Raw genomic sequence first — 25983 nt, 5'->3', positions numbered from 1 at the left:
AAATTATAAGAAATAACGTTGTATATCATTCCAAGTGACTAAGACCATAATAATCACTACAAATATAGCTCCAACAGCAATAATTGCAGTTTCAGCTTTTTTGTTTACTGGTCTTCTAAATATCGCTTCATAAATAACAAATAAAATTCTACCACCATCTAAAGCTGGAATAGGTAATAAGTTCATAATCCCTAAGTTAACACTCAGCAATGCCGTATAGTATGTTAATGCAATAATACCTTGTTTTACTACAGAATCTACATTGTGATAAATACCCACTGGACCATTTAACATATCAAAAGTAAAGCCACCTGTGAAAATACTTCCAATCATTGTTCCAACTGCTTTAAAAATAAGTACACTTGCATCTAAAAATTGTTGTACGCCTAATGCTAATGGCTTAAATAGTGAATGTTCATTCGCAGGTTGAAAACCTAATACATAAGAAGTTTTAGAATTTAATTTTGTCTGTTTAATCACTTGTTTTTTAGGTGTAACATCTAGTGATTTGGTGTGACCATCTCGTACAATTTTAATTGTTGTTTGATGGTCTTTCGTTTTATTAAGTGCACTTTGAATATCGCTAAAATCGTTAATTTTATAGTGTCCAACTTGAACAATTTTATCTCCAGCTTTTAATCCAGCTTCTTGTGCTGGATAATTGTCTGCTAATTGTTTTACTGTAGGGGTAGGCGTACCTTGATAATAAGCTAAGCCAATAAATAGTACGAGAGCTAAAATAAAGTTAAATAATGGGCCCGCAAATAAAGTTAAAAACTTAGGTAATGGTTTTTTATGTGTAAATTGACGATGCCTTGGTGCAATTTGAATTAAACTACCATTTTCAACAAAGTAAGCTTTTTTAGCAATATTAAAATGATGTCTTTCATTATCATATGCTGTAATACCTTCAATATATAAATCATCTTTAAAATCACATCGTTTAACTTCAATCGCTTCAATTTTTTGGAATTTATGTTGATCATCTAAAATAATATGTGTAATTTCATCTTGTTCATTTAGTTTTATTTTAACATTCATTCCTGGCTGAACGGGTGGTTCTTCTAATCCATCTCCTGCCATTCTTACATACCCACCAACTGGAAGTAAACGTATTGTATATAACGTTTCATCTTTACGGAAACTGAAAATTTTGGGTCCCATTCCAATCGCAAATTCTGGACACATAATACCTGCACGTTTTGCAAAAAACATATGTCCATATTCATGTACTGTAACGAGTACACCAAATACGATAATAAATGAGACGATTGTGATTAAATAACTCACTTACAACACCTCAATTAATTTTAATATTTAAATTATCTAGAATATAAGATTTTAGATTTTAAATTTTATAATAATTTCTAGTATAAAAAAACAGTTTTAAAAAAAGAGCTATAAAGTACACGATTATATAATATTAATCAAATGTGAACTCAATAACTCCTCAATTATATCATTATATGCTTTTCATAAATAAAAAAAACGTTAATTTTTTATTACATTTGTAGTAATAGAATGTTTAACAGTGGTAAAACAAACATAAAGCTATCAAATCTATCTAAAATACCGCCATGTCCTGGCAAGATTCTGCCTGAATCTTTAACACCAAAATGACGTTTAAAACCAGATTCTACTAAGTCACCTAATTGACCAAATACACTTAAAATAATTGTAATTAATAATAACAGCCAAATATTTAGATGAAAATCTACAAAAAACATCATTACAAGTGGAACAATTAAACTACAAATGAGTCCTCCAATAAAACCTTCAATCGTTTTGTTTGGACTAATAACTGGCCATAGTTTGTGTTTCCCCATTAATCGTCCAAATATATATGCGCCAGTATCTGTTAACCATACGATTAAAAATGCAAAAAGTATATAATGTAAACCATAAGAACGTGTAGCATAAAAATACATAAATCCTATTCCAACGTATGCTACAGACATTAAACAAAATGCAGCGTCCATAAAGCTAAATCTGTTTTTCGAAAGTACAGTATAACTTAATAGTATGAAGCTCATTGCAATTAAACTTTTTAATTGAACATCACTCACCCAATCTCCGGCAGACTGAGGAAGCATAATAATAATAAGCGCTATAGCACTGAAAATACCTGGAATTGATAAAAATTTAATCATATTCATATTTAACAATTCTTTTAAAGCAATGAGCGCCAGCAAATAAGCAAAAAGCATTAAAATAGTTCCACCTTTTAATAATATAGGTAGAAAAATAAGCAATGCTATAATCGCGGTCAATGTTCTTACTTTCATAATTTACTCCTCACTTAATCCTCCAAAACGTCTTTGGCGAGATTGATATATTTTTATACATTGTTTTAATTCTTCACCATCAAAGTCTGGCCATAACTTCTCATTAAAAATAAATTCACTATACGAAGCCTGCCAAATTAAGAAGTTACTAAGGCGTTGTTCTCCAGATGTACGTATTAATAAATCTGGATCTGGATCTGGATGGGTCATTAAATGTTTGGAAATCATCAATTCATCAATATCATCACTGTTTTGACCATTACGTTGAAGTTCATCATAAATTGATTTCATACTTTGAACAAGTTCAGCTCGTCCACCATAATTAATGGCAAATACTAATTTCAAGCCTGTATTATTTTTGGTTTTTTCTTTAGCATAATTAATCGCCTCAATTGTTGATTGGGGTACTGCATCTAAAAAACCAATAGTTTCTATCTTAACATTTTTCTCTATAAGTTCTGGTAGAAATGTTTTTAAAAAATTCACAGGTAAATTCATGATATAATTAACTTCACTTTCAGGTCTTGACCAATTTTCCGTTGAAAAAGCGTATAAAGTTAAATATTTAATACCTAAATGACTTGCTTCACGTGTCACTTTTTTTATGGTTTGCATACCTTCATAGTGACCTTTAATTCTAGGCATTTTACGCTTTTTTGCCCAACGACCATTTCCGTCCATGATAATTGCTATATGTTCAGGTAAATTATGTATATCTAAATCATCATTTTGATTGATTTTAGTCTTATTTCTTTTTATTAGCTTTCTAAACATGGTCTTTCCTCCGAGCCTGATCATTTCTGTTATATTATATAGGTTATTTAAGAAATCATCTATCATTTTATCATACTAAATAATGGCATTGAATAAGCAAATTAAAAAACTGTACCAAAGTCTGACTTGGCACAGTTTAGACTAAAACAATTTATAATCTTGTCATAGAAGAGTATGATGAAATATTAAACAGACATAATATCTTTTTCTTTTTCATCAACTAAATTATCAATTTCTTTAATTGAATTGTCTGTTACTTTTTGAACATCTTCTGTTTGGCTTCTTAAATCATCTTCAGTAATGTCTCCATTTTTTTCGTCTTTTTTCAATTGATCATTGATATCACGACGAATATTACGGATTGAAACTTTTGAATCTTCACCGATTTTTTTAACATTTTTAACTAATTCTTTACGGCGTTCTTCAGTTAAAGCAGGAACAGTGATACGAATAACTTCACCGTCACTAGTAGGGTTCACACCTAGGTTAGCAGCAATAATCGCTTTTTCAATATCAGCTACAGATGATTTATCATATGGAGAAATGACAAGTAAGCGTGCTTCAGGCACGTTTATACTCGCTAACTGTTGAACTGGTGTTGGCGCACCATAATAATCAACATTTACTCCATTTAATAAATTAGAATTCGCTCTACCTGCACTAATATTAGCTAATTCACGTGATAAATTTTCAATTGATTTTTTCATTCTAGATTTTGTATCTTGAATTATCTCACTCATACATTTACACCTCTAATTATTTAGTAATTAATGTACCAATTTTTTCGCCCATAACGGCACGTTTAATATTGCCTTCTTCCATAATAGAGAATACATTTAATGGAATGTTATTATCCATACAGAATGAAGAAGCAGTTGAATCCATAACTTGTAGGCCTTCTTGTAACATTTGAATATGTGTTAGATGATCATATTTTACAGCATTTTTATCAATTTTTGGATCGGCAGAATACACACCATCAACATTATTTTTACCCATTAAAATGACATCGGCCTCTACTTCAGCTGCACGTAGTGCTGCAGTTGTGTCAGTAGAGAAGTATGGATTACCAATACCAGCTGCAAAAATAACTACGCGTTTTTTCTCTAAATGTCTAATTGCGCGACGACGAATATAAGGCTCAGCAACCTGTTTCATTTCAATTGAAGTTAATACTCGTGTATCACAATCTAATTGCTCTAAACTATCTTGTAATGCCAATGCATTCATTACAGTAGCAAGCATGCCCATATAATCAGCTGTACCACGGTCCATGCCTAAATCGCTACCTGTTTTACCTCTCCAAATATTACCGCCACCAACGATAACAGCTATTTCACAATCCATTTTAGCTACTTCAGCGACTTGTTTTGCTACACTTTTAATGATGATAGGATTGATACCAAAACCTTTTTCACCTGCAAGTGCTTCACCACTAAGTTTCAGTACTACACGTTTATATTTAGAAGTCTGCGCCATTATTTTTTCCTCTCTATGATTAATGATATGTAATATATACAAGTAAAGAAGACACTAATGGTCTTCTATAATAAAAGAATTTTATTATATAGAATTCCTTAAAGGTGTCTTCTTTCTTGTTAGAATAATGTGAACAAATTATTTCATTTGACCTTTAACTTCATCAGCAAAGTTTTCTTCGCGTTTTTCCATACCTTCGCCTACTTCATAACGTACGAAGTCAGCTAATTTACCGCCTTTAGATTTTAAGAAAGCTTCAACTGTTTGATCTGGGTCTTTAACGAAGTTTTGGTCAACAGCACAAATTTCTTGAAGATATTTACGTAAACGACCTTCAACCATTTTTTCAACGATATTTTCAGGTTTACCTTCATTTAATGCTTGTTGTTTTAATACTTCTCTTTCGTGATTAATTTCTTCGTCACTTACTTGGTCTGAAGAAACATATTTAGGATTAATTGCAGCGATGTGCATTGCTACATCTTTAGCTGCTTCTTCATCAGTAGAACCTTCAACAACAGTCAATACACCGATACGTCCACCCATGTGTAAGTATGCACCAAAAGCATCGTTATCAGATTTAGTTCTAATAGCAAAACGACGGATGCTTAATTTTTCACCGATTGTTGAGATAGCCTCTTTCATTCTTTCATCAACTGTTTGACCACTTGCTAATTTAGTTTCTAATAAAGCTTCTACTGTTTCAGCTTTACTTTCAAGGATTTGATTAGCAATTTCTTTAACTAATTCTTGGAATCCTTCGTTTCGAGCAACGAAATCAGTTTCAGAGTTAATTTCAACGATTGCTGCTTCATTACCTTTTACTTCTACATGTACTAAACCTTCAGCAGCGATTCGATCAGCTTTTTTAGCTGCTTTAGCAATACCTTTTTCACGTAAGTAGTCGATTGCTTTATCGATATCTCCATCAGTTTCAGTTAGCGCTTTTTTACAATCCATCATACCTGCGCCAGTTCTTTCACGTAATTCTTTAACAAGTTTTGCTGAAATTGCCATTAATTATTCCTCCAATATGTCTAATTGTAATAATAGATGATATTTAAATATTACCATTAAAGGTACTATTATTTCCAATACTCTATTACGATTTATTAATAATTTTTTAAATTAAGGTTATTTTAAAAATAAAATCTGATTTAAAAGTATAATTGAATATTTATCTTTTATATTTATACCCAATTTACTATCCATTTTAAATAAATATTTTAAAAAAAGGGCGATAAGCATTACATCTTATCACCCATTTAAACTATATCTTAGTTTGATTCAACAGTAGTATTTTCTTCAGTTGATTCTGCTTTTTGAGTTTCTTCACTTTCATCTAAATCGATGTTTTGTTCTGCAGCTACTTCATCGTTTGAAATACCTTGTTGACCTTCTAAGACAGCGTCAGCCATTTTACCAGTTAATAATTTAACGGCACGAATAGCATCATCATTCGCTGGGATAACATAGTCGATTTCATCAGGATCACAGTTAGTGTCAACGATACCAACGATAGGGATATTTAATTTACGTGCTTCAGCAATCGCATTGCGCTCTTTACGAGGGTCAACTACGAATAATGCTTGAGGCATAGATTTCATATCACGAATACCGCCTAAGAATTTGATTAAACGGTCATATTCTTTTTTAAGTTCAACAACTTCTTTTTTAGGTAAAACGTCAAATAAACCGTCTTCTTCCATTTTTTCAATTTCAGAAATACGTTTAATACGTTTTGAGATTGTTTTATAATTAGTTAAGATTCCACCTAACCATCTTTGGTTAACGTAGAATTGACCAGCACGTTCTGCTTCAGCTTTAACTGATTCTTGTGCTTGTTTTTTAGTACCTACGAATAAGACTTTACCGCCATCTTCAGATACTTGTTTTAAGAAGTTATAAGCTTCTTCAACTTTTTTTACTGTTTTTTGTAAGTCAATGATATAAATACCATTTCTTTCAGTAAAGATATATTTTTTCATTTTTGGGTTCCAACGGCGTGTTTGGTGACCGAAGTGAACACCGGCTTCTAGTAATTGTTTCATTGAAATTACTGCCATGTTAAATTCCTCCTATTGGTTAATTACCTCCATAGTAAACTAATATAAAGACAATACTTAAGACTGCACCCTTTATATTTACATTCACTACGTGTGTATTGGCTTTATAGCCGTCAATAATAATATCATATCTAGAATCATTACGCAACATTTTTTAACTGCATAAAATAAAAAACTACTATCTTAATTTTAATAGATAGATAGTAGTTTTAAAAAATATTTATTCACTTCGATTAAGTTCATCTAAGAATTTTTCTTTTTTAACTTTAATAAATGTACCTTTCATGCCAAGCGATCGTGATTCTATTACACCAGCACTTTCTAATTTACGTAACGCATTTACAATTACAGAACGTGTAATACCTACTCTATCTGCTACTTTAGATGCAATTAATAGACCTTCATTACCACCAAGTTCCTCAAAAATATGTTCAATCGCTTCTTTTTCAGAATAAGATAATGAATTGATTGCCATTGTAATAGCAGCTTTATCACGTGCTTCTTTCTCAACTTCATTATGTTTCTCACGTAAAATTTCCATACCAATAACAGTTGCAGCGTATTCGCCAAGCACTAAATCATTTTCATTAAAGTCATCTTTAACTCTTCCTAGAATCAGTGTACCTAAGCGTTCGCCTCCCCCTAAAATCGGGAAGATGGTTGTTCTACTATTAATAAATACATCTCTGTGTTCTGGAGGGAATACTGTCAAGTCTGAATCAATATCAATATTCGCTTCAGTTTGTTGAACTTGCATAAGTAGTTCAGTGTATTCACTTGGAATATGTTTACTTTCAGTCAACATATTACTAATTCGTTCACTCTTTAAAAGTTCATTTAAACTTGAACCTAAAATTTTACCTCTACGAGAAACGATGAAGACATTTGTAACAGTTACATTACTAATAGTCTGAGCAACATCTTTAAAGTCTACCGCAATGCCTTTATGTTTTTGTAATAATGTATTTAATTCTCTAGTTTTAGATAATAAGCTCATAAAATTTCTCCTTTATTTATATTATAAAATAAATGCACTTAAATCTTTGTTTGTTGAAATAGATTTCAACTTATCATCAACATACTGTGGTGTTATATCTACTACTGCATTTGGCATATTTGGTGCTTCAAAAGATAAATCTTCTAACATTTTTTCTAAAATAGTGTGTAATCGACGTGCACCAATATTGTCTGTATCTTGATTCACTTGATATGCCATTTCAGCTAATCGTGTTATCGCTTCATCAGAGAAGTTGACCGTAACTTCTTCAGTTTTTAACAGTGCTTCATACTGCTTTATAAGAGATAACTTAGGTTCAGTCAATATTCTATAGAAATCATTGACTGTTAAGCTTTCAAGTTCAACTCGAATTGGAAAACGCCCTTGTAACTCAGGAATCAAGTCACTTGGTTTAGAAACATGGAAAGCGCCAGCACCAATAAATAGCATGTGCTCAGTATTTACAGTACCATACTTAGTTTGAATCATGCTACCTTCAAGGATTGGTAATATATCTCTTTGAACACCTTGTCTTGATACATCTTGACCACTATTGGAATTGTTTGTAGCGACTTTATCAATCTCATCGATAAAGATAATTCCCATTTGTTCTGCTAATTCTAAAGCTTCTTGATTAGCAGTTTCTTGATCAATTAATTCATCTGCAAAATCATCAGTAAGAATTTTACGTGCTGTTTTTACTGGTACTTCTCTTTCTACTTTTCGTTTAGGCATCAATTGATTCATCATATCTTGCATTTGTTGATTTTGACTCGTGCCTAACATTCCTAATGCGCCAGGGTCTTGTTCAACTTTGATTCTAACTTTTTCTTCTTCTAGCTTACCTGCTAAAAGTTGTTGTCTTATTTCTGACCGTTTTGTTTTGATTTCTTCTGTAGGGGCTTCTTCTTCCTCGTCATTCTGATTAAAATTAGGAATAGCACCACCTAAAAGAGATTCAAGTGGATTATTATTTTGAGCTGCTTTTTTCTTCATACTAGGAACAAGTAATTTTACTAATTTTTCATTAGCTTTTTGTGTTGCTTCATCTTCAACTAATGATTTCTTTTGCTCTTTTACGAGTCTTACAGACACGTCCACCAAGTCTCTAACCATACTTTCTACATCACGTCCAACATATCCAACTTCAGTGAATTTTGTAGCTTCTACTTTAATGAATGGTGCACCTACGACTTTTGCCATACGGCGTGCAATTTCTGTTTTACCTACACCAGTTGGGCCAATCATTAAAATATTTTTGGGTGCAATTTCTTGCTTAGTTTCTTCATCAAGAAGACTTCTTCTGTATCTATTTCTTAACGCGATTGCTACTTTACGTTTTGCATCTTCTTGACCTACAATATATTCGTCCAATTTAGATACGATATCTTTAGGTGTTAATTTTATACCGTTTGCATCCATTTACTATTACCTCCACCTTAATGTATGTCCATATCAATTCATTTCCGTTTTGTTTATATATGTTATTTATAAAGTCTCAACAATAATATTATCATTTGTAAATACACAAATATCTGAAGCCACTTTTAAGCTTTCATATGCCATTTCTTTAGCAGTCATATGTGAAGCATGACGTTTAAGTGCTCTTCCTGCACTTAATGCATAGTTTCCTCCTGAACCAATAGCGATTAAATCATCGTCAGGCGCAATGACTTCACCTGTACCACTTACCACTAAAATACCATCTTTATCCATTACGATAAGCATGGCTTCCAGTTGACGTAATTGCTTATCTCCACGCCATTCTTGAGCAAGTTCTACAGCAGCGCGTTCTAAATTACCGCTAAATTGTTGTAATTTAGTTTCAAATTTTTCAAATAATGTAAATGCATCGGCTACGCTTCCTGCAAATCCTGCTAACACTTTACCTTCGTATAAGCGTCTTACTTTTCTAGCTGTTTGCTTCATAATTACTTGTTCACCAAGTGTAACTTGACCGTCTCCAGCCATTGCCGCTTCTCCATTGTGTCTTACAGCATATATCGTTGTAGCATGTAATGATGTCTTACTCATTTATTTACTCTCCTTTTTTGCTCGAGGATGTGCATTTAAATACACTTTGCGCAATTGTTGATTAGATACATGTGTATACTTACCAGTTGTAGAAAGGTTAACGTGTCCTAATAAAGATTGAACTGTTCTTAGGTCTGCACCTTGATTCAATAAATGTGTAGCAAATGTATGTCTTAATTTATGAGGGTGGATTTCAGTTACCCCCGCTGTACGTTTAACTACATCATTGAGAAGATATCTAATACCTCTCTCAGTAATAGGATCACCTTTCATATTAACAATTAAATAAGGATGACTTTTACCTTTAAGTGGTTTGAATTTTTCTAAATATTGTTCAATACTTTGTCTACAAAACTCTCCAAAAGGCACAAATCGTTCTTTATTTCCCTTACCCAATACCTTTACCCCTGGAAGATTCATATCTAAATCCATAACCTTTATATTCACAAGTTCTGAAACACGAATGCCTGTTGCATATAATAATTCAATTACTACTCTATCTCTTAATCCTTTTTTTGCATCGTTTGAAACAGTATTAAATAATGCTTCCATTTCTTCTTCATAAAAAAATTGAGGAAGATATTGCTCTTTCTTAGGATGTACAAGTTGTATAAAAGGATTATTTACAGATGTATCTTGAGTCATCCAGAACTCATAAAATGTTCTTAATGTTGATATTTTTCTTGATACAGTAGTACGTTTCAAATTATTGGAATATAAATAACTTAGATAATTTCTTGCATCTTTATATTCAAACGTTCTTAAATTTAACAGTTCTTGTTCTAAAAACTGATTAAATTGAGCTAAATCGTCATGATACGCTTTTAATGTATGGTCGGAGAAATTTCTTTCAACTTTAAGCATATTCAAAAATTTCTTTTGGATTTCTTCCACTAAAAATCCCCTCCATCATATGCATTGTAGCATATAAACTGAGGGGGACTAAAATAATTAGCTATAGAATTCAAAATCTTTTGAGAATTTGTGAATAATTTAAAAATTCCTTCAAAATATTTTATTATAATTTAAATCTATAACGTTTTTTTGAAATTTTCTAAATAGTCTAGTGCACGATATGCTTGTGCTTCATAACGTTCTTTTTTATCTTTAATGCGGCGATCAAGTGACGGCAATAAACCAAAGTTAGCATTCATTGGTTGGAAGTTTTTTTCATTTTTAGCATGAGAAATATAATAAGCCATACTGCCTATCATTGTTTCTCTTGGAAAAATCACTTCTCCTTTTCCAAGTAACTTATGCGCTAAATTGATACCTGCTACAAGTCCACTTGCTGCACTTTCAACATATCCTTCCACACCTGTCATTTGTCCTGCAAATTGAATTCTATCATTATTAATTAATTCATATTTTTCATTTAAAACATCAGGTGAATTAATGAAGGTATTTCTATGCATCACACCATATCTAACAATATCAACATTTTCTAAACCTGGAATTAATTGAATGACTTCTTTTTGAGCGCCCCATTTTAAATGTGTTTGGAAGCCGACAATATTATAAAGCGTACCAGCCGCGTCATCTTGACGTAATTGCACTACTGCATATGGACGTTTACCAGTTTTAGGGTCTTCTAATCCTACTGGTTTCATTGGACCAAATAGTAATGTTTTACGACCTCTACCAGCCATCACTTCAAATGGCATACATCCTTCAAAATATTTTTCTTTTTCAAATTCATTTACAGGTGCAACTTCAGCTTCTAATACCGCATCATAAAAACGATTGAATTCTTCTTCAGTCATAGGGCAGTTTAAATATGCTGCTTCACCTTTATCATAGCGTGATTTCAAATAGACTTTATCCATATCAATTGAATCTTTTTCAATGATTGGAGCTGCTGCATCGTAGAAATATAGTTGATCTTTACCTGTAATTTCTACAATTTCTTTAGCTAAATGTTCAGTTGTTAACGGGCCTGTTGCAATGATTGTATGTCCTTCTGGAATACTGTGAATTTCTTTATTCAAAACAGTTACATTAGGATGATTTTTCAATGTATCTGTAATATAACCAGCAAAGTCATGTCTATCTACTGCTAATGCACCACCAGCTGGAACTCTAGCTTTATCAGCTGCTGCGATGATTAATGAATCTAAACGTCGCATTTCTTCTTTAAGCACACCTACACCATTTGTTAATGCATTACCACGTAGTGAATTAGAACATACTAACTCAGCAAATTTATCTGTATGATGGGCAGGCGTTTGTTTAACAGGACGCATTTCGATTAAATTCACTTTAATACCACGTTCTGCTAATTGATAAGCTGCTTCTGAACCAGCTAATCCTGCGCCTATAACATTAACAGTTTGACTCATATACATTCTCCTTTAATAAAACTCTATTTTTGTACTTCTTCTTTATAGTCACAATTAGAACAAATCACTTGAGAACTACGTCCTTTTTTATGTTGCATCAAGTAATGATTACATTTTGGACAATCTCTTCCTATTGGTTTATCCCAAGAAATAAAATCACACTCTGGATAATTCGAACAACCATAAAATAATCTATTTTTCTTAGATTTTCTCTCAACTACATCGCCATCTTTGCATTTTGGACAAGTGACACCAATAGTTTTAACAATAGCTTTTGTATTTCGACAATCTGGGAAATTCGAGCACGCCATAAATTTACCATAACGTCCCATTTTTATTACCATAGGAGCTCCACATACTTCACAATCTTCGCCGGCTGGTTCATCTTTAATTTCAACTTTTTCCATTTCTTCCTCTGCACGTGCAACATCTAATTTAAAACTACCATAGAAATTATCGATAACTTTTCTCCAACCGATATCACCTTCAGCAATTTTATCGAGCAAGGTTTCCATATTAACTGTAAATTCAACATCAATAATTTCTGGGAAGTAATCCTTCACTTGCTCATACACGATTTCTCCTAGTTCAGTTGGTACAAAACGTTTACTTTCAAGTTTAACATAATTACGTTTTTGAATTGTGTCAATCGTTGGAGCATATGTTGAAGGTCTACCAATTTTTAATTCTTCTAATGTTTTAACTAATCGTGCCTCTGTGTATCGTGGAGGTGGTTGAGTGAAATGTTGTGCCGGTTCAATTTGTGTTGCAGTTACTTTGTCACCTTGATTTAATTTTGGTAATTTATTTTCTTTATCATTATCTTTGTCATCTTTTGCTTCAACATATAATGTCATAAAGCCTTTAAATTTGATTGTTTGTCCATTTGCTCTAAATTTAATGTCATTTTGTGTTACATCTAAAGCCACAGTATCTAAAACTGCAGGAGCCATTTGACTTGCTACAAAACGTTCCCAAATTAATTTATACAAGCGATGTTGATCACGTGTTAAATATGCTTTCATTTCATCTGGTGTACGTAATGTACTTGTTGGACGAATAGCTTCATGGGCATCTTGATCCCCTTGTTTGCCTTTTGTTTTACGGTTTGAAGTATACTCAGTACCATATTTCTCTTCAATATATGATTTTGCTTCATCTTTAGCAGTTTGTGAGATTCGTGTTGAATCTGTTCTCATATATGTGATTAATCCAACTGTACCTTGTCGTTTCAAATCGATACCTTCATATAATTGCTGTGCTAACATCATAGTCTTACGTGCTTTAAAATTAAGTTTACGTGCTGCTTCTTGTTGTAACGTAGACGTTGTAAATGGATTTGCAGGGTATCTCGTTTTTTCTTTTTTATTTACATTAGTGATTTCAAATTCATCACCATTTAATTCGGATGTAATTTTTTCAACATCTTTTTTTGTTTTTAATTTGTACGGTTTATTTTTATAATGTAAGAATTTAGCAGTGAACTTTGATTTTTTATATCTAAATTCACCTTCAATTGACCAATATTCTTCTGGTTTAAAATTACGGATTTCATTTTCACGATCAATGACTAATCTTAAAGCAACTGATTGTACTCGACCAGCTGACAATCCTTTTTTTACTTTCTTCCATAGTACTGGAGAAATATTATAACCTACAAGTCTATCTAAAATACGACGCGCTTGTTGTGCATCAACTAAATTCATTTCAATACCACGAGGATGTTTAAAACTTTCTTTTACTGCATCCTTAGTGATTTCATTAAATACAACTCTGTTTTCTTTTGATTCTTCAAGTTCTAAAATTTTTGATAAATGCCAAGCAATCGCTTCACCTTCGCGGTCAGGGTCACTAGCTAAGAAAACTTTTTTAGCTTTTTTCGCATATTTTTTTAAATCTTTAACAACAGGACCTTTACCTCGAATAGTTATATATTTTGGTTCATAGTTATCTTCTACGTCTACACCCATTTGACTTCTTGGTAAATCTCGTACGTGTCCCATAGAAGCAATAACTTTATATCGTTTACCTAAATATTTTTCAATGGTTTTCGCTTTTGCAGGCGACTCAACGATGACTAAATTATCTGCCAAAGTGAATTCCCCCTTGCTTTTTCAATTACTAAAGATAAATGATAAACGGTTAATTTTGTTTTTGTCAATATTTTAATCCAATATAGATATTTTTTTGTGAAATATCCTTTGAATTTTCACAATTAATTATTTATATATTTAATCGTTTAAAAAGCGATAATCATATAATATATCTTCTGCTTCTGAAACAATCATTGCACCTTCTTGAGCACGTAATAAATTTCCTTTTGTCAAAGGATTAAACATCGATCCAGGCAGTACATAAACATTTCTATTTTGATCTAAAGCACAATCTATTGTAATTTGACTACCACTTTTAATTTTAGCTTCAGTAATTAATACACCACGAGACAACCCGCTTATCAGACGATTTCTTTCAGGAAATTGATATTTGTTTATTTTTGTTAAAGGAGGATATTCACTTATGACTAAACCAGTTTCTTCAATTATATTGCGTAACTTTCGTGTTTCCTTTGGATAATGATTTAAATGGCCAAAACCTAGAACTGCAATAGTTGGAAGATGATGTTTTAATGCGAATTGATGAGCTATGCTATCAGCACCTTTCGCTAAACCGGATACAATCGTTAGTGGAATATTTATAAAGTGAGGAAACAGATAATCTAGTGCACACTTAGAATAATTTGTGGCCTCACGTGAACCTACAACACCTAAAGTATACGTAGATGATAATAAATGTATATTTCCACGATAAAATAATATAAAAGGATAGTCGTAAATAGTTTTAAGCAATGAAGGATATTGAGAAGAAAATGAACTAACATAGTTAACTTGATATCTAGAAAGTTGGGTTTGAATATAATCGTAAGAAATCTCTTTTAATTGAGTAAAACGCTTCTTTTTTAAATATAGAGATTCCCATTCATTGATTATTTCAAATTGATCATGTTCATTAACATTGAAAAATTTTGGAAATACATTGAGTAAATGATGAATATGTTGGGTCGTATACCCTATCCACCTCATTTTTAATAAAATAAAATCATTCATGAAGTAAATGTCTCCTTTTAATTTATTATACCGTGAATCATTAACAGTAAAATTTCATTTATAAGACAAATTTGATATATAAATGTAAGGAGTAATAATATTAAAAGATTATGTATACTTTTTGATTTTATAACATGTGAAAAAATAGAGCGTTCAGTCATTTATAATATATTATAGTCTACGATATATATAAGAAAAACTGCCAACAAATTTCAGTAATTGTTGACAGTTTGAATTCAATTATTAATTACATAATTGCTACTTCACTGTTAATAGTTCTTCATAAATGCCTGCTTCTTTTGCCGCTTCAATTAGTGTTGTACCAATTTCTGATGGTGTATCTGCTGTTTTAACACCACATTCATTAAGCGTTTTAATTTTTTCTGCAGCAGTTCCTTTACCACCTGAGATGATTGCACCTGCATGGCCCATACGTTTTCCTGGAGGTGCTGTTTGTCCACCAACAAAACCAACCACTGGTTTAGTCATGTTTGCTTTGACCCATTCAGCTGCTTCTTCTTCAGCAGTACCACCGATTTCGCCAATCATAACAACAGCTTTTGTTTCTTCATCTTCATTAAATGCTTTAAGTACATCGATAAAGTTTGTACCGTTAACTGGGTCCCCACCGATACCTACTGCTGTGGTTTGACCAATACCTTCTTCAGTTAATTGATGTACTGCTTCATATGTTAAAGTACCTGAACGAGAAACAACACCTACATGCCCTTTTTTATGAATATAACCTGGCATGATACCAATTTTACATTCATCTGCCGTAATTACACCAGGACAGTTCGGTCCAACTAAACGTGTTTTTCTACCCTCTAAATAACGTTTCACTTTAATCATATCAACAACTGGAATATGTTCAGTAATACAGATCACCATATCTAATTCTGCATCAGCTGCTTCTAAAATTGAATCTGCAGCAAATGGTGCTGGTACGTAAACTACTGATACGTTAGCACCTGTTTCTTTTTTAGCTTCAGCTACTGTATTATACACTGGCACGCCTTCAACAACTTGTCCACCTTTACCTGGTGTTACCCCTGCGACAATTTGTGTGCCATAATCAAGCATTTGTTTTGTATGGAAAAGGGCAGTAGACCCTGTAATACCTTGCACCATTACCTTAGTATTCTTATCTATAAATACACCCATTTTAGTGTTCCCATCCTTTCCTTACGCTTCTTTAACAAGTTTAACAATTTGTTGTGCACCTTCAGCCATTGTTGCTGCTGGTTCAATTGCTAGACCAGATTCATTTAAAATCTCTTTACCACGTTTAACGTTTGTGCCTTCTAAACGAACAACTAAAGGTAAAGTTAATTCGACTTCTTTAACTGCTGCTACAATACCTTCTGCAATCACATCACATTTCATAATTCCACCGAAGATATTTACAAAAATACCTTTAACATTATCATCCCCCAAGATGATTTTGAATGCTTCAGTTACTTTTTCTTTTGTAGCACCGCCACCAACGTCTAGGAAGTTAGCTGGAGTACCACCGAAATGATTAATTGTATCCATTGTAGCCATGGCTAATCCGGCACCATTAACCATACAACCAATGGCACCATCTAAAGCAATATATGATAAATCATATTTAGATGCTTGAATTTCTTTTGGATCTTCTTCTTCTAAATCACGTAATTCTAAAATATCTTTATGTCTAAATAATGCATTATCATCAAAATTTAATTTCGCATCTAAAGCCAAAACATCACCATCACCCGTTGTTACAAGTGGATTAATTTCAACAATAGAACAATCTTTTTCAACAAAAACATTATATAAAGAAAGTAAGAATTTTGCTGCTTTATTTACAGATTCTTTTGGAATATTGATATTGAATGCAATACGACGTGCTTGGAATGGTGATAACCCTATCACTGGATCGATTGTTTCTTTAAAGATCTTTTCTGGCGTTTTAGCTGCAACTTCTTCAATTTCAGTTCCACCTTCTTCAGAAGCCATCAATGTAATACGATCAGTAGCACGATCAATGACAAAGCCTACATAATATTCTTTTTGAATATCACAACCTTCTTCGATATATAAGCGTTTAACTTCTTTACCTTCAGGCCCAGTTTGATGCGTTACTAATTGCTTGCCTAATAATTCATTAGCATAAGTTTCAACTTCAGACAGTGATTTAGCAATTTTAACTCCACCTGCTTTACCTCTACCCCCAGCGTGAATTTGTGCTTTCACTACATAAACATCTGAATTTAATTCTTTTGCCTTTTCCACCGCTTCTTCAGCAGTAAATGCTACACGTCCTTCTGGAACGGCTACACCCATAGCACGAAATATTTCTTTACCTTGATACTCGTGGATATTCATCTTCCATCCTCCTGTTTCTTAGGTTAAGTTCACTTTAATTATAGAAAATGTAAGCGCTTTTGTAAACTGAAAGTGTTATACTTTTTGCAATAGTTTTTAAATTCAAATAATTTTATTTTTATTTAATTATATCATTGATTTAACAGGCTCAAACGTTTTACGATGATATGGCGTTATGCCTAATTGTTTTAATCCTTGAAGGTGTGATTTAGTGCCATATCCTACATTTTTTTCAAAATCATAACCAGGATATTTCAGTGCTACTTCCGCCATTAAACCATCCCTATATTCTTTTGCCATGATACTAGCAGCAGCAATAGAAACACTTTTAGCATCTCCTTTAATAATAGAAGTTTGAGGAATTGCATTATCCAATGTCATAGCATCAATAAGTAAATAGTTAGGTTGTTCTGTTAATTGATTAATAGCACGTTTCATAGCTAATTTGGTTGCGTTGTAAATATTGAACTCATCAATTTCTTCAGCGCTTGCTATCCCGTAAGCATAATCATAAACGCCTTCTTTTAATTGTTCGTTAAGTATTTTTCGCTTTGTTGCTGAAACTTTCTTCGAGTCATCTAATCCTAAATATTGATGTTCTTTATTTAAAATGACTGCACAAGCTACAACAGGCCCAGCAAGTGGACCACGACCTACTTCATCAATCCCACATATTAAAGCATTAGGATTGTCCTTTAATATTTCATTTTCATATTTATTCATTTGTTGATAATGTTCTCGTGTTTCTTGATCTTTTAAAAGCTGTTTACGACGTCGTACTATATTTTGCTGTACCCCTTTTCTTGTATCACTCATTAATTCATGTTGTTCAAGTGCTTCAATTGAATCAATTGTGTCTAATAATGCTTTAATCTCTTTAATTGTTTGAGGCATAATCTAAGTCCCCTTTCATTTCTGAATAAATATCAAAACAATAAGTTCCAATTTTAGCATTACGCACATCATTAATAATCAATTCGATGACAGCCTCGTAATCGACTTCATTTCCTTTTTGTAATAACCCACGTCGACGTCCAATAGCATCAAACCATTCTAAAATTTCTGCATCAGTTTCTACATCAATATTGTAATGATTCTTCAATCCTTCAATATCATGTTTAATTAAGAAGTGTAAACCGTATATTGCTACTTCATCTAAGTGTACGATACTATCTTTAATGGCACCAGTAAGGCTTAGTTTTTTACCTACAGTTTCATCTTCAAATTTAGGCCATAAAATACCTGGCGTATCTAGTAGTTGTAATGCTTTACCTACTTTAATCCATTGTTGTTGTTTCGTTACTCCCGGCTTATTTCCTGTTTGAGCAATATTTTTTTTAGCTAACTTATTAATTAATGTAGATTTCCCCACATTAGGTATACCAACAATCATGGCACGTATTGCTCTAGGTTTAAGTCCTTTCGCTTTTTCTTTCTCAAATTTTTCTTTAGTCGCTTCAATTGCAGCATATTCTACACCTTTTAAATTTTTGCCGTGTTTCGCATCAACTGCTACAGGATAAAAACCTTTATCAGTAAAGAAATGTTCCCACTTTTGCATTTCATTTAAATTCGACATATCTTTTTTATTTAAAATAACTACGCGTGGTTTTTGTTTAATGACATCATCAATCATTGGATTTCTTGAACTATACGGTATACGTGCGTCAACAAGTTCAAATACCACATCTACTTTCTTAAGTTGTTCTGTCACTTCTCTTTTGGCCTTTGCCATATGCCCTGGATACCATTGAATCACCATGACATTCACCCTACTTTCATTAAATTTATTTCAACTGTTCGATTATAATCAATATTTAAAATCTTCACTACTATTATCAATTCTATTATATTTTAACATGCTATTTCATATTCATTAAATCGCTAATATTAAAAACAAATTTCTAATTTTTTATAAAACATATAAATACTTTTATTAAGAAGTTTAATACTCTACAATTTAGTATGTAGTCATTTTTTAATTATGAATAGTACATTCTAACTATAGAGGTTTAATATGAAAAAATTCTTTACTTATCTAGGACTTTTTATAGCACTGTCCATCATAGGACATAGTTATGTCATTTATCGTTTTATTCACGATGGTATTTTATTTACAGGTCCAAATGATGGAATGGAACAAATGGTTCCAATTCAAATGTATTTATTTGATAAATGGAGTAGTGGCAATTTGTTTTATTCCACTGATTTTGGATTAGGTGGCGATTTCTTTACAGATCTTAGTTACTACTTCTCCACAAATATTTTATTTATAATAAATGTAGTATTTATTGCACTTATTAAAATTTTTATTCCTTTACATACGCATAATGTATTATTTTGGATGATTAATGCACTGATTATGTCCATGATTAAAGCAATGATTGCCATGTATTGCACTTATTTATATAGTAAATACATTTCAAATAACAAATGGTTAAGCTTAGTTGTAGCGTTTTTATTTGTTATGTCACCCTTATATTATCGCTTTACAGTGTATTGGCCCTTCTTTAGTGATGTGTTTGTTTGGATGCCGTTATTATTACTCTCTATTGAAAGAGTCTTACAAAAACAGAAGTTTGGACTATTCATTGTTACTGTTTCTTTAATACTAATTAATAACTTTTATTTTGCATACTATCTTTGTTTAATAGGTGCGGGTTATATACTGATTCGTATAATATTTAGACATCCAAAAGATATTCTCTCAAGAAGTAAAGCATTTTTAACTTTAATCATTAGTGCCCTGTTAGGTTTAGGTAATAGTTTATTTATCTTTTTTCATGGTGCTCAAAGCTTTTTAAATAACCGTCGTGTACCTTTTTCTGGAGCAGTTGATACATTTGAAAAATTAGATATTAATACAAATATTTTCTTTGATAATTATTTAATTGTATTATTATTTATTACCATTCAAGCTCTTTTAAGTTTTAAATTATATAAACATTATTATTATCGTTTATTTGCTATCCTTACCTTTGTATTTATTATATTTAGTTTTATACCTTTCATCGACCAAGTATTTAATGGTTTTTCAGCGCCTCAAAAGCGTTGGCATTTTATTTTAGCTTTTAATTCCACACTATTAATCGGATTATTTTTAAAATATTTCAAAACACTAACTACAAAATCTTATCTAATAAGTAATATTATTGCAGAATTAGTTATATTTATAAGTGCTATGATATATCATAAATTTTTAGCATGGTTCATATTAGTCCCTATTGTATCTTTGATTGGATTGATGGTTCTTATCATTAAAGATCGTACATATCGTTTTAAATTAAGTTATTTATATAGTGTTTCAATTATATTATTAAGTATCTTGGTCTCTATAGTATTTATTAAAAATCAAATTTACTATAAAGATCACACTGATCGTGGAAATACGTTTTATATTAATTCCAGTTTATATAGTTCCGACTTACAACGTGCACTTGTTCAAGAAATGAATCAAAATAAGCATGAAGATGAACGTATCGATTGGAGAGTCAACGAGCAAGATAATACACCGATGTATCAACATTTTAAAGGGTTAAGTTTATATTCAAGTATTTTTCATCATAATATACTCGATTATTATTACGATGCTTTAAAAATTAATTTAGCTGAGGAGTCATTGAGTAGATATCAATCAACGAATGGACGACAAAATATCGCGAGTCTATTTTCAGTGCGTTATATGATGCTAAAAAATTATCAAAATAACTTACCTTCCTACTTCAAAAAAATAAAATCAAGCGGACAATATGGTATTTATGAAAATACACTTAACTTACCATCTGTTAAAGTAACTGATTCTATATACAATAGTAAAAAATTGACGACTGCAATTGATAGAGAACATGCAATGTTAAAAGGTGTGATTTTAAACAATGAAGGCACAAGTTATAAAGCTAAAGCTCCTAATTTATTAAATCAATCATCATTGAGTTATAAAAATTTAAAACATTTAAATGGTAATGTCTATAAAGTAATTGGAGATAAAGGTGGAACATTAACGATACACTTACCTCAATCATTACGCCAAAAGTATGATGATTTTTACGTTACGATGAAAATAAAGCGTGGTAATCCTGATAGTAATTACACAGTCTCTGTAAATAATTATGCAAATCACCGATTATTTAACAATTCTACTTATCGTACTGGTATTGATACTCAACTTTATCGAACACAACCTGATAATAAGGGAAACATTAATATCACTTTATCTCCTAAAGGAACATTTTATTTAAACCTTCAACAATTAAATGGTGAAAACTATAAAATGTTAAAACAAATGCATAAAAAAGCTGATTTTAATAACAAATATAAAGATATTAAAAACGGCGTTGAAGTCAACTTAGCTAAACATGATAAAGGGATTGCTTCAATTAATATTCCTTATAGAGAAGGGATGCAAGCGTATGTTGATGGACACCGTATTAAACCTATGAAAGTTAATTACATGATGACAGGCGTTCCTGTTAATTCATCTGCTAAAAAAATAATTATTAAATATCAACCACCGTATTGGAATACTATGATTTTAATCTCACTCATCAGTATAGTAATAAGTGTTGTATTTGTTAGATTTGTGAATACCAAAAAGAGAAAGTTGAGGAAAAACATTGATCAATAAAATTCGGTCCAATCGATTATTGACCTTTTTATCTATATTTATAATTGCTAATATCATTTCTTTAGCAATTTATTATCCATTTATTCGAGATTATTTCAAAGAAGGATTTGTATTTAGTGGTTCTGGAGATGGTTTTAGACAAATGATGCCATTTCAAATGTACTTATATGAACATTACAGTAAGTTCAAAGGAGCCTATGATCAATCTTTTGGATTAGGCGGAGATTACATTAAGGGGTTGGCCTATTATTATTCTTTATCTCCCATAATGTGGATTAATTTTTTTATAATCTGGGTAAGTCATTTTTTATTTCATTGGCAAACGAGTCATATCGCCTTTTGGGCAACTAACCAATTAATAATCGCTTACGCTAGAACGATTATTACAATTATTGTTGTATTTTACTATTTAAAATGGTTAAAGTTGAAAACAGCGCCATTGCTTATCGCTACTATTTTATATGGTGCATCCACTCTTGTGCTTTACTATAACTATACATGGTCATTTTATGGAGACTTATTGATTTTATTACCTTTATCTTTATGGGGAATGGAACGTTTCTTCCAAAAAAGAAGAATAGGGCTATTTATCTTTTCAGTTGCTCTGACCTTATTTTCTAATTTTTATTTCAGTTACTATCAAGCTATTGTATTAGGGATTTATTTCATATTAAGAGTCATTTTTAAATATCGTTGTGATATCGTATCAAGATGGGAAAAATTTTATTTACTCGTTATTGGTGCAATACTTGCGCTTTTATCTAGTATTTTAGGATTCTATACAGGTGTATCTTCATTCCTAAACAATGATAGAGCCCAAAATGATGACTTTAATATTACATTGTTTACAGATTTAACACAAAGTAAATATCATATTTTTTCTGATGGTTTTTATATCACAGTTTCGATTATTGCATTAATGGCTTTATTTACGTTTAAGTTATATCGTCACTACTATTATAAAATTTTTGCTATCATCACTTGGTTTTTACTTATTGGATCGTTATCACAATACTTTGATAGTGCATTTAATGGCTTTTCATTACCACAACGTCGATGGGTATACTTTTTATCTATTTCAACTAGTATCTTAATTGCATTATATATTCAATATTTATCTGAACTTACATTAAAACAATATTTACTTGTAGCAATTCCGGTATTTATATTTGGTTTATATCACTATATATTTGCAAGTGCTTATGTCAATTGGATGATTGTACCATTATTTTTAATCATCGTTTTAACCTTTGTAGTATGGAAAAAGCAATGGTTATATCAACCTTATATACTAATAGCTATTGTATTACTATTCTTTGTACAACAAATTATAATGACACACGATTCACGAGCCCGTACTATTGATCCATATGCAACGACTACGAAAACATTAACAGATTCAAGTTATTATAATCATAAACTTGCTAAAAAAATTAATAATATTAAGAAACAAAAAGATAATAAAAATCCTTTCCATCGTATCGATTATATGTCAGCCTATGCACTCAATTCACCATTTATTTACCATTATAATGGCATTTCACTTTACTCAAGTATTTTTGATGGTGACATATTAAAATACTATGATAAAGAAATGCAAATTAATATGCCTGTTGATAAGAATAGTACATATCGATACTTAGGGAACCGAGCAAATTTAGAAGCCATGTGGGATGTTCAAGATCGATTCCGACATCCTAATGATCTGAATATGCCTTATGGTTTTAAAAAGGTAGATACTATCAATAATGGTTCAGATAAATTAATTCATTCAGAAAATACTATTAATTATCCAGCCACGCATATTACTAATAAGATTTTTAATAAACATGATCTCAAATCGCCATTAGATCGTGAGCAAGCGATGCTACAAGGTGTAGTATTAGATGATGATTCAATAAAAGCGAATACTTCTTTCACTCAAAATAAAAACCTATTAAGTAAAGCATATCAATCTACAAATAATGCTACTTGGAAAGATAAAACTCATTTAAACGTAAAAAAAAATAATGGTGGTATCACATTAACATTACCTAAAACTTTAGCAAATCAATATAAAGATATGTATGTCAAAATGGATGTAGAATTGTTAGCTCCCGATATTGAGCATTCTATAGGAGTAAATGAATATGCTCAAAATCGTAATATGCTAAGTTATAAATATCGACGTTTTGTAACGCCTGTAACAATGAGAGTAAAAGCTTCGGATCAATTAAAGATTCGTCTTACTAAAGGACATTATCGATTATCTATTAAAGGTATCTATGGAGAAGATTATCATACATTGAAACAAGCTTCTAAATCACTTAAACCTGTGACTATTTCACAATTTAGAAGTGGCTATACATTCACTAAACCTAAAGGAACTTCTGGATACTTAGTGGTACCAATCGCCTATGCTAATGGTATGCATGCACGTGTTAATGGACACGATGTAGATGTAAAACAAGCTAACGGTATTATGACAGCTATTCCAGTCAAGAAAAATGATACTCATATTGAATTATCTTATACACCACCACATTTTTATATACTATTAATTTTGAGCGTTATCGGAATAATAAGCAGTATAATATTTAGCAGATATTTAAAAAGAAAAAATCAATTAAAATAAAAAGAGCCTGGGTCATAATTACTAGCAAAATAGCCAGTAAATGAGTTTATAATAAATTCATTTACTGGCTTCTTTATTTACAATACTGGGTATTGTTGGATCGCTTTTTTAGGGAATAGCTTCAGCCTGCAGTCTTCAGCTTGTCCTATTCTCTCAAGAGTCTTGCCAAAATATTTTGTATTTATATGTAATTTTACATTGAAATACTTAAGAAAATAAGGCATATTCGTACAATTTAATAAACATCACTAAACTAAATCAACGAGATGTCTTATGTATAAAGATTATAATATGATTCATCTTACTCTACCAATGGCAATTTCAGTTCTCACTCCCATAAATGATATTGTATAAATAAATACTAAGACTGAATTTATTTATACGAACAATAAAAGACTAGGATTTAAAAAATATACCTATCACCATGATAAATATAGCTTTAAACGAGACTTTAAATTATATGAATGTGATGATGATTCAGAATGTCCTCTGAAACACCCATGTATGAACTTCAATTCAAAAACAAATAAAAAAGTAATGAAGAATTATAATTGGGAATATTTTAAAGCGCAAATTAATAAAAAGCTTTCAAAAACAAAAACCATTTATAGTCAAAGAAAAATTGATGTGGCGTCTGTTTTTAGATTTATAAAGGCTATTTTGAGTTTCACTCGAATGTCCGTTCGAGGGATAAATAAAGACAAAAGAGAACTAGGATTTGAGCTAATGACACTTAATATAAGAAAAGTAACAGCTCAATGAGCAGAAAATAATCACAAAAATTATAAAAAAGACAATTTCTATATTATTTCAATAGAAATTGTCTTTTTTTACTTATCTTGGAACTTTATATCCAAGACTCTTTTTTAATTGCGTATTAACTTACCCATTTTTTAGTATAGTTTTCTATATACTGATTAGCGAATTTCTTGAATTCTTGCAGCTTTACCACGTAAACTACGTAAGTAGTATAATTTAGCACGACGTACTTTACCGCGACGTTTAACTTCGATTTTTTCGATTTTTGGAGTGTGTAATGGGAATGTACGTTCCACACCTACACCTGAAGAAATTTTACGAACTGTGAAAGTTTCAGAAATTCCTCCACCGCGGCGTTTAATTACAACACCTTCGAAAACTTGGATACGTTCACGTGAACCTTCGACGATACGTACGTGTACACGTAAAGTGTCACCAGTACGGAAAGTTGGTAAGTCTGTGCGTAATTGTGATTTTGTAACTGCTTCGATTAACTTATGATTACTCATTTTTATACTCTCCTTCAACCTATGTTCTTGCCTAGACATTCATATAG

General features: G+C 31.4%; 21 protein-coding genes and 1 pseudogene. 3 read left to right on the top strand and 19 right to left on the bottom strand.

The window, feature by feature from the left end:
• Window positions 1-3: 3 nt before the first annotated feature.
• From rseP to ylqF, 18 genes are all read right to left on the bottom strand, one after another.
• Complete coding sequence (rseP, locus tag HMPREF2561_RS08355) at window positions 4-1290, bottom strand: RIP metalloprotease RseP (protein WP_017174606.1); 1287 nt, start codon at window positions 1288-1290, stop codon at window positions 4-6.
• A 212-nt stretch (window positions 1291-1502) separates the two neighbouring features.
• Complete coding sequence (locus HMPREF2561_RS08350) at window positions 1503-2285, bottom strand: phosphatidate cytidylyltransferase (protein ID WP_017174605.1); 783 nt, start codon at window positions 2283-2285, stop codon at window positions 1503-1505.
• Window positions 2286-2288: 3 nt separating this feature from the next.
• On the bottom strand, window positions 2289-3059 hold the full coding sequence (locus tag HMPREF2561_RS08345; protein WP_017174604.1) for an isoprenyl transferase: 771 nt from the start codon (window positions 3057-3059) through the stop codon (window positions 2289-2291).
• Window positions 3060-3244: 185 nt separating this feature from the next.
• The gene (gene frr, locus HMPREF2561_RS08340; protein WP_017174603.1) at window positions 3245-3799 is read right to left on the bottom strand and encodes a ribosome recycling factor; all 555 of its coding nucleotides are present in this window, start codon (window positions 3797-3799) and stop codon (window positions 3245-3247) included.
• 16 nt (window positions 3800-3815) lie between these two features.
• Window positions 3816-4538, bottom strand: coding sequence for a UMP kinase (pyrH, locus tag HMPREF2561_RS08335; protein ID WP_017174602.1), 723 nt, complete (start codon window positions 4536-4538; stop codon window positions 3816-3818).
• A 138-nt stretch (window positions 4539-4676) separates the two neighbouring features.
• A complete protein-coding gene (gene tsf, locus HMPREF2561_RS08330; protein ID WP_017174601.1) occupies window positions 4677-5555 on the bottom strand; it encodes a translation elongation factor Ts in 879 nt (292 codons plus the stop codon).
• A gap of 260 nt (window positions 5556-5815) precedes the next feature.
• Window positions 5816-6604: a 30S ribosomal protein S2 gene (rpsB, locus tag HMPREF2561_RS08325; RefSeq protein WP_002448842.1), complete on the bottom strand. Its 789-nt coding sequence runs from the start codon at window positions 6602-6604 to the stop codon at window positions 5816-5818.
• Between the two features lie 220 nt (window positions 6605-6824).
• Complete coding sequence (gene codY, locus HMPREF2561_RS08320) at window positions 6825-7601, bottom strand: GTP-sensing pleiotropic transcriptional regulator CodY (RefSeq protein ID WP_017174600.1); 777 nt, start codon at window positions 7599-7601, stop codon at window positions 6825-6827.
• 21 nt (window positions 7602-7622) lie between these two features.
• Window positions 7623-9023: an ATP-dependent protease ATPase subunit HslU gene (gene hslU / locus HMPREF2561_RS08315; protein WP_017174599.1), complete on the bottom strand. Its 1401-nt coding sequence runs from the start codon at window positions 9021-9023 to the stop codon at window positions 7623-7625.
• Window positions 9024-9089: 66 nt separating this feature from the next.
• On the bottom strand, window positions 9090-9635 hold the full coding sequence (hslV, locus tag HMPREF2561_RS08310; RefSeq protein ID WP_002448739.1) for an ATP-dependent protease subunit HslV: 546 nt from the start codon (window positions 9633-9635) through the stop codon (window positions 9090-9092).
• Window positions 9636-10529, bottom strand: a complete 894-nt coding sequence (gene xerC / locus HMPREF2561_RS08305) for a tyrosine recombinase XerC (RefSeq protein WP_017174598.1) — start codon at window positions 10527-10529, stop codon at window positions 9636-9638.
• Window positions 10530-10666: 137 nt separating this feature from the next.
• Window positions 10667-11974: an FADH(2)-oxidizing methylenetetrahydrofolate--tRNA-(uracil(54)-C(5))-methyltransferase TrmFO gene (trmFO, locus tag HMPREF2561_RS08300; RefSeq protein ID WP_002455420.1), complete on the bottom strand. Its 1308-nt coding sequence runs from the start codon at window positions 11972-11974 to the stop codon at window positions 10667-10669.
• 23 nt (window positions 11975-11997) lie between these two features.
• The gene (topA, locus tag HMPREF2561_RS08295; protein WP_017174596.1) at window positions 11998-14067 is read right to left on the bottom strand and encodes a type I DNA topoisomerase; all 2070 of its coding nucleotides are present in this window, start codon (window positions 14065-14067) and stop codon (window positions 11998-12000) included.
• 138 nt (window positions 14068-14205) lie between these two features.
• Window positions 14206-15078 (bottom strand): DNA-processing protein DprA, encoded by an 873-nt coding sequence (gene dprA / locus HMPREF2561_RS08290; protein WP_049420065.1) that lies wholly within the window; start codon window positions 15076-15078, stop codon window positions 14206-14208.
• Window positions 15079-15336: 258 nt separating this feature from the next.
• Complete coding sequence (sucD, locus tag HMPREF2561_RS08285) at window positions 15337-16242, bottom strand: succinate--CoA ligase subunit alpha (RefSeq protein WP_037540990.1); 906 nt, start codon at window positions 16240-16242, stop codon at window positions 15337-15339.
• A 21-nt stretch (window positions 16243-16263) separates the two neighbouring features.
• Window positions 16264-17430, bottom strand: a complete 1167-nt coding sequence (gene sucC, locus HMPREF2561_RS08280; protein ID WP_049420064.1) for an ADP-forming succinate--CoA ligase subunit beta — start codon at window positions 17428-17430, stop codon at window positions 16264-16266.
• A gap of 126 nt (window positions 17431-17556) precedes the next feature.
• Window positions 17557-18324, bottom strand: coding sequence for a ribonuclease HII (locus HMPREF2561_RS08275; RefSeq protein ID WP_049420063.1), 768 nt, complete (start codon window positions 18322-18324; stop codon window positions 17557-17559).
• Window positions 18308-19192: a ribosome biogenesis GTPase YlqF gene (gene ylqF / locus HMPREF2561_RS08270; protein WP_017174591.1), complete on the bottom strand. Its 885-nt coding sequence runs from the start codon at window positions 19190-19192 to the stop codon at window positions 18308-18310. Before ylqF ends, HMPREF2561_RS08275 begins: the two co-directional genes overlap by 17 nt.
• A gap of 255 nt (window positions 19193-19447) precedes the next feature.
• Here ylqF and HMPREF2561_RS08265 point away from each other — a divergent pair, with 255 nt between their 5' ends.
• The 3 genes and pseudogenes from HMPREF2561_RS08265 to HMPREF2561_RS10625 all read left to right on the top strand — a co-directional run.
• Complete coding sequence (locus HMPREF2561_RS08265) at window positions 19448-22054, top strand: YfhO family protein (RefSeq protein WP_048682491.1); 2607 nt, start codon at window positions 19448-19450, stop codon at window positions 22052-22054.
• A complete protein-coding gene (locus tag HMPREF2561_RS08260) occupies window positions 22044-24668 on the top strand; it encodes a YfhO family protein (RefSeq protein ID WP_049382498.1) in 2625 nt (874 codons plus the stop codon). Before HMPREF2561_RS08265 ends, HMPREF2561_RS08260 begins: the two co-directional genes overlap by 11 nt.
• 369 nt (window positions 24669-25037) lie before the next feature.
• Window positions 25038-25538, top strand: a pseudogene (locus HMPREF2561_RS10625) (transposase); the annotation flags it as partial.
• A 47-nt stretch (window positions 25539-25585) separates the two neighbouring features.
• Here the strand turns inward: HMPREF2561_RS10625 and rplS are convergent.
• Window positions 25586-25936 (bottom strand): 50S ribosomal protein L19, encoded by a 351-nt coding sequence (rplS, locus tag HMPREF2561_RS08250; RefSeq protein ID WP_002448843.1) that lies wholly within the window; start codon window positions 25934-25936, stop codon window positions 25586-25588.
• Between the last annotated feature and the right edge of the window lie 47 nt (window positions 25937-25983).

It is taken from the genome of Staphylococcus sp. HMSC069E10 (genome assembly GCF_001809205.1).
Lineage (GTDB): Bacteria > Bacillota > Bacilli > Staphylococcales > Staphylococcaceae > Staphylococcus > Staphylococcus hominis.
This window is presented reverse-complemented; position numbering and strand designations above follow the sequence as displayed.